The sequence below is a fragment of the Streptomyces acidicola genome, assembly GCF_009377235.1.
Taxonomy (GTDB): domain Bacteria; phylum Actinomycetota; class Actinomycetes; order Streptomycetales; family Streptomycetaceae; genus Streptomyces; species Streptomyces acidicola.
On the sequence record NZ_VMNX01000364.1, the window covers coordinates 1 to 6,702 of the forward strand.

Sequence of the window (6,702 nt, forward strand, 5' to 3'; positions counted from 1 at the left end):
CCCCCGCCGAGGAACTGCTGTCGTGGCAGCTGATGCGGCACCTGTCCGACGAACCCGACCGGGACGCCCTCGCCCGGAGCGAGCAGATCCTCGCGCATCCGCTCTTCCTGAACGCCCTGGGCGTCCCGCCGGAGGCCCTGCACCCGTCCGAGACGGAGTCGCTGGCGGACTGGGTGGCGCGGCACGTCCGTGGCGAGATGAGCCGCGAGGATCTCCTGGAGGCCTGTGCCGAGGTCGCGCGGCAGCAGGCACGCGCATGGTTCACCGGGACGGCCGGCCCGGTGCCGTCGGCCGGTGACCGCGGTCGTACGACGGCGAACGACCGGGCGGACGTCGCTCAGGACCGGGTACGGGAAGCCGCGTTCCGGATCGCGCTCGCGGTGCTGGACGGCGAGGCGTTCAGCGCGGTCGCGGACGCCGCGGAACTGCTCGCGCAGGAGATCCTCACGGCACGTGAGCCGGAGCGTACGCACGGGCGGCCCGTGTTCGCCGAGAACCTTGAGGGCCTGCTCGCCGCCTGCCGGGCCGAACTGCGCGGTGGCGAGGAGGAGTCCGTGGGCGGCGTGCCGGTGCCGGTGCGCACCGTGGCGTACCGGGGCGAGGCGCTGGCCGCGTCGGTCCTGGCCGAGGTGTGGCACCGCCACCACGCCGCCCGCGGCCCCGTGGTGCGCTGGCTGCGCAAGCTGGCCGGAGACGCCCGTCCGCAGGTGTGGGTACGCGCCGCCGTGGTGGCCGGAGAGCTGTCCACCGCCGACCTGGGGTACGGGTTCACGGAACTGATCCGGCCGCTGGCCGTCGCGGGCGACACACGGCGCCGTTTCTTCGCGGCGACCGCCCTGGGCCAGGCGGCGGGCCGGCAACCGTACCGCTCGGCGGTCCGCGCCGTGGTCACCGACTGGGCGGACGCCCCCGTGGCGGCACTGCGGTGGACGGCGGCGGTCACGCTCGGGTTCGGCAGGATTGTGGACGACACGCACAGCGCCCTGGGACTGCTGTGCGCCATCGGCAGCCGTGACGAGGGCGCGCAGTCGCTGGTCGCCTCCTACGGCGTGGTCCGGCTCACCGCCGGAAGCCGGGCCGGTGAGGCGGCGACCGTGCTGCGGGAGTGGTCCGACGAAACGTCCGGCGAGCGCCTGCACCTGGCGCTGCTCAGCGCCGTACGCCTGTTCTGCGCGCGCACCGACGAGATGTGGCAGCCCGAAGGGCCGGACGAGTACCACCCGCCCGCCGACGGTTCGCCGTCGGCCGGACCGGCGTCCGGCGTCCCGGCTGCCTACGGCGGTACCAGGGTTCCCGGCAGCGTCCCCGCGGTGCCCCGCGGACCAGGCTCGGAGCGCCACCCGGACCCGCGCACCGGAGCCGGCCGCTCAGGAGCCGTGCCCCGCCCGCCGGTGCCGCGGGCGTCCACCGCCCTGACCGACGCGGAGTTGGCGCGCCGTATCCACTGGCCGCTCGCCCTGGCGGTCGCGGTGGTGGTGGAGGGCGCGGCCGAACCGCTCGCCGATCTGCTGTGGCGGGCGCTGGACAGCCATCTGTCGGCCGAGGCCGCGACCGAGGGGCTGCGCATGTGGCTGCGAGCCGCGGAGGCCGATGCCGTGCTCCCGGGTCACGCGGGGCGGACCTACGCGTTCGAGGAGGAATCCGGAGCCCCGGAGGCGGGCCCGGACGCCGCAGAGGCGACGCCTCCGGGCGAGATCCTCCAGGCGCTGCTCTGGCTGCTGCCCCGGATGGTCCGCGACCGGCGCGACGCCGCGCGGCTGCGATGGCTGCTGCGGACCATGTCCGCGGCGCCCGAGGAACCGATGACCGAAGTTTTCGAGCGCCATGTGCTGGCCGCGATGGCCGCCACGGGCAGTGGCCCCAGGGCCCGGGGGAAGGAGCAGAGATGACGGTGGGTCCGGAGGAAGAACTGATCATCCCGGAGAACCTCGCCGGGCCGTTCCTGCGTGAACGGCTGCTGCGGGAACGGGGTTTCCGGCATGTGGGAGCGCAGGTGGCCTCGGTGGTCTTCTACCAGGACGGGGGTTGCAGCGTCATCACCGCGCAGGGCGCCGACCACTCGGACCGGCGCAGCAGATGGGCCCGGGCGACCAGTGTCTGCGAGATCGTCCGTGGCCGCCATGTGACGACGTTCGACGTCGAGTTGCCCGCCCTGGGCGCCGCCACCTTCTTCGAGACGAGGGTGAAGCTGCGCTGGGAGGTGACCGACTTCCGGCTGGTCGCGGAGAAGCGCCTCGACAGCGTGGAGCAGGACCTGGGGCCCGAGATCGTCGACCGGCTCCGTGACGTCTCGGGGCGGTACGCCGTGCACCAAGCGCAGGAGGCCAACCGGGCGGTGCGGTCCGAGGTCGCGGCCGGGAAGTGGGCCGACCTCGGTCATGAGGTGGGCTTGCGGACACGGGTGTTCGTCGAGGTCGGCACCGACCGCGCGCACATCGAGTTCGTCGCCGGAGCGCGGTCGGACGACGCCGAGGCCCAGCGCGTCGCGGGCCGGTTCGCGGGCTTCACCCGGCTCGCCCAGGGCACCGACGCCGAGCGATCCGCCTACCTCATGGCTTCCGGCGACCGCAAGGAGGTCGCCGAGCTGATCAAGATGATGATGGAAACGAAGACGGACGAGCAGCGCGAGAACCGGGAGTTCCTCGTCCGGATGGCGCGGGAGGGGCGCATCAACACTCCGGAACTGGACGCCTACATCCGGCGCATGGCGCTGCCGGACCAGTCGCACGGGTACCCGGCCCACGACGAGTACGCCGTCCGCGCCCTGCCCCCGGCCCCCGGAACCCCGGCTCCGCCGGGCGGCACCGGGCAGCGGCCCGCCCTCGAACGGGCCTGGCCCGACAGTCCGTACGACAAGCCCGGACCCGCCGCCGCGGACACCGGCCGTACGGGCATGCCGTACGCCACGGGCCCGGAGTCCCCGACACCCGGGGGCCGCCCGGAGGGCGATGCCCGCGGCTCGGGTTCGGGCAACCGGCCGGCGGAGGATGCCTGGGGCTCGCACACCGACGACCGGCCGCTGAGTGACGCCCCGGACCCGTGGCCGGCGCGGCGGCCCGACGAGGACGACTGGTGGGGCGAGCCCGAGGACGCGATGGTGCACGAGGTGCGCCGGGAACCGGCCCCCGCACCCGCCGGGCCGCCCCCGCACGGCGGCTCCCCGGAGCTCCCCCGGTCCCGGCGGCCGGAGGACGAGGACGACGACTTCTGGTCGGAGGGCCCCGGCGAGAACTCCTGGAACCCGGGCCCGCGTCGGCCCGGTTACGGCACGGGGGGCGTCGGCCGATGACCGGGGGAGGCGTCCCGGCGGCGCGGGTGCCCACCGGCGCGGAGACCCGGTACGTGGCGGAGCGGCTGCTCGCCGTCGTCCGTGAGGACACCGGGCGGGCGGACATCAAGGCGTCGGTGCTGCTCTCCGTCGCCCTGGGCGTTCCGGCCCTGTTGCTCGGCATCGGGCAGCGGCTGCCCTCCCGCCCCTCCGTCCTGTGCCTGGTGCTGGCGGGAGCGGGCGCCCTGATGTGGCTGATCGGCTCGATCTCACTCATTCGAGCGATGCTGCCGCGCAGCGGAACTGAGCGGGCGGGGCCCGGCATCACATTCTTCGCCGATGTCGTCGCGGTGCACGGGGCGTCGGGGGAACAAGGGGTGACTGATGCGGTGACCAGGGCCTGTGAGGACCTCACGGCCTGGCTGCTGACTCAGACGGTGGACATGAGCCACATCCTCGTCGAGAAGTACCGGTGCATCAGGTGGGGGGTCGGCTGGCTGCTGCCGGGGGCACTGTCGGCGACGGCCGGGCTGCTGCTCGGCTGACTCGTCGGCGCCACCGGGAGGGTCACCGGGCGAGCCACCGGGGTGGCCGTCGGCAGCGGTCGCCGCCGACGGCGACGGCCCGGCCGCGGGACCAGCAGGGACGAGCAGGGACGAGCAGGGCGTACGGGCATCGACGCGTCCCGCATGCCCGACATCACATGACATAACAGGATTGCAAAGGGGAGGACGTGGACACACACATCACCGGATCGGCTCACAGAGTGCCGGTCCCCCCACCACGAGCGGGAGAGGGGCTCAGGGCCCTTCTGATGGATCTCCGCGGCGTCGCGGCGTCCGGCACGCACTCCCCCACTCTCGGCTTCGCCCGAGCGGGGGGACCCCCATGCCGCACGGCGCGCAGGGACAGGTGGCTCCGCCACATGACCCTCCACGCCGCACGCCGATCGCACGCACCGGACGCCGCTCCTTCCTCCACGGAGATCCATCAGAAGGACCCTGGGGCGCGCACCGCCCGCCGGTCCGCTGCACTGCTGTCCGCTCTCCTGCTGGCCGTGCCCGCACCCGCCCTCGCGGCGCCGGCCGGGCCCGCCGCAGCGCCCAAGGCGTCGGATCCGGTGGAACTGGCCATCGCGGTCGACGAGTCCGGCAGCCTCCGGCCCTCCGACGTCGAACGGGAACGGGACGCGGCCGCCCGTATCGCGCTGGGAGAGATCTCCGCCTCCTCCCGTCTCACCGTCCTCGGCTTCGCGAGCGCGGACAACGACGAGCAGAGCGCGGTGGACGAGGTGTGCCCGACCACCGAACTCGACCCGGTGGCCCGGGAGAAGACGGGCGAGTGCATCGACCGGCTGGCACGGCGGGACAAGGGCAAGGGCGCCGGCACCGACTTCCCGGCCGTCATCAGGCAGGCCGTCACCCGGCTCGGCGAGCACGCGACCGGCAGGCCGCGCATCCTGTTCCTGCTCACCGACGGAAAGCTCGACGTGGGCGACAGCCCCGCCTACGGCGCCGACAAGGAGAGCCGCCGGGAGAACGGCGAACGCGAGCTGAAGAAGGCACTGGCCGAGGCCGCCCGGGCCAAGGTGCAGATCTGGCCCCTCGGCTTCGGCCAGGGCATTGACGAGGGCGCCCTGGACGCCATGGCGGCCGGCGGCTACCAGGGCGGGTGCGCCGACCTTGCCGCGGCCCGGCCGCGCGCCGCGGTCGTGCCCGACTCCAGGACGCTGGGCAACGCCCTGCAGCGGGCGTTCGCCGGGGCCCGCTGCCTGGTCACCGACCCGCCCGTGGAGGACAGGCCGCCCGCCGACATCTCCTTGCGGCTGTCCCCGCTCGCCACCCTCGCCACCATCGTCGTCTCCAAGGGCGACCCCGAGGTGAAGGCCACGTACTACGACCCGCGCGGCAGGAAGGTCGAACCCGGTACGCGTGCCGACGGCTCCACCTTCGAACTCGCCGGAGCGGGAGGCGAAGTGGAGTCCCTGCGGATCACCGACCCGCGGCCCGGCACCTGGCGGGTCCGCCTGGACGCCCCGGAAGGGCACCGGGACCGGCTCGCGAGTGTCGCGGTGCAGTGGCGCGGCACCGTCCGCTCGTCGATCGTGATGACTCCCGCCTCACCGCGGCCCGGCGAGACGGCACGGGTCGAACTGAGCCTGCAGACCCGCGACGGCGAGGGCGTCAGCGACCCGAGGGACCTGCGCAGGCTGAAGGTCTCCGGAGTGCTGACCGGCGACGGCTTCCGGCCCCGGGACCTCGGCCTCGGCGACACGGGGGAGAACGGCGACAGCAGGGCGGGCGACGGCCGGTTCACAGGCAGCGTACGCATCCCGAAGAGCGCGGACGGATCGCTCAAGGCCGTCGGCGTGCTCGGAGCCGTGGGCCTCACCGCCGACCACCGCCCCTTCCTCACCCGCACCGCTCCCGTCAACCCGGACGTCCGGGCCGAACTCCGTGTCGACGGCACCGAGGTGCACCCCGGCCAGAGCGTGCCCTTCGTCCTGATGGCGTCCAACGACTCCGGCGAGCCCCGCACCCTGCGCCTGTACCTCCAGGACACCGAGCCGGGCGCGGTGACGCTCTCCCCCACGGAGGTCACCCTCGCCCCCGGCGAGTCCCTGAACCGCGAGGGACGGCTGACGGTCGACGACGGACAGCGGCCGCACCGGCTCACGGCGCGACTGGAGGTCCTGGACCAGGGCGACCACAAGCGGCCGCTCGACGCGAAGCTGGTCGCCGTGGACGTCACGCCGGTGCCCGCCTGGTGGCGGCAGATCTGGGACGACTGGTGGGGGGCGATCGTTCCGGCCGCGATCCTGCTCCTCGGCCTGGCCGGATACGCCGTGTGGCGGCTGCGGCGGCGGGCGACCGACGTCGATCCTGGCGGACTCCGGCTCCGGCTGACGGTGTCCGACGGCTCGGGCGAGCGGACGGCGAGCGAGATCCCCGTGCCGTCCGGCCGCGGCCCCTGGTACCGCTTCGACGTCCTGGACGAGTTCGGCACGGACCCCCGCCTCGACCCGCGCCCTGGTGGCGCGTACGCCCTCCAGCGCAACCCGCGGGGCGGTGCCCGGCTGCGTACCCCGGGCGGTGCCGTGCAGGATCTGCGGCTCGGGGACGACACCCCGCTGAGCGGCGACGTACACCTGCGCGTGGAGCGGAACACCGCGGCCGGTACGCGCTCGCCCCGCACACCCGGCGTCCCGCGCTGGTTCGCCGGCCTGACGTCCCGCCGCAGGCCGGTGACCGCGCCCACGGCACCCGGACGGGACGACGAGCGGGAGCCCACGGCCCACGACCCGTACCCCAGGTCCTCGTACGACGACGACCTCAGCGACGCCCTCTGACTCAGCGACGCCCTCTGACGACCGGGGCCGGACCGCGACCTCACCGGTCCGGCCCCCCCCCGACACCCACCCCACAGTCCACGTC

3 protein-coding genes and 1 pseudogene are annotated in these 6,702 nt (G+C 74.5%); all 4 read left to right on the top strand.

Annotation, left to right across the window (positions count from 1 at the left end):
* A pseudogene (locus FPZ41_RS47625) lies at window positions 1-1,889 on the top strand (hypothetical protein); the annotation flags it as partial.
* Window positions 1,886-3,289: a hypothetical protein gene (locus FPZ41_RS43670; RefSeq protein WP_152870122.1), complete on the top strand. Its 1,404-nt coding sequence runs from the start codon at window positions 1,886-1,888 to the stop codon at window positions 3,287-3,289. The pseudogene FPZ41_RS47625 and the gene FPZ41_RS43670, both read left to right, overlap by 4 nt.
* Window positions 3,286-3,813, top strand: coding sequence for a Pycsar system effector family protein (locus FPZ41_RS43675; protein ID WP_228023408.1), 528 nt, complete (start codon window positions 3,286-3,288; stop codon window positions 3,811-3,813). The genes FPZ41_RS43670 and FPZ41_RS43675 overlap by 4 nt, the downstream gene beginning before the upstream one ends.
* 380 nt (window positions 3,814-4,193) lie before the next feature.
* Window positions 4,194-6,617, top strand: a complete 2,424-nt coding sequence (locus tag FPZ41_RS43680) for a vWA domain-containing protein (RefSeq protein ID WP_194236436.1) — start codon at window positions 4,194-4,196, stop codon at window positions 6,615-6,617.
* Window positions 6,618-6,702: the final 85 nt, after the last annotated feature.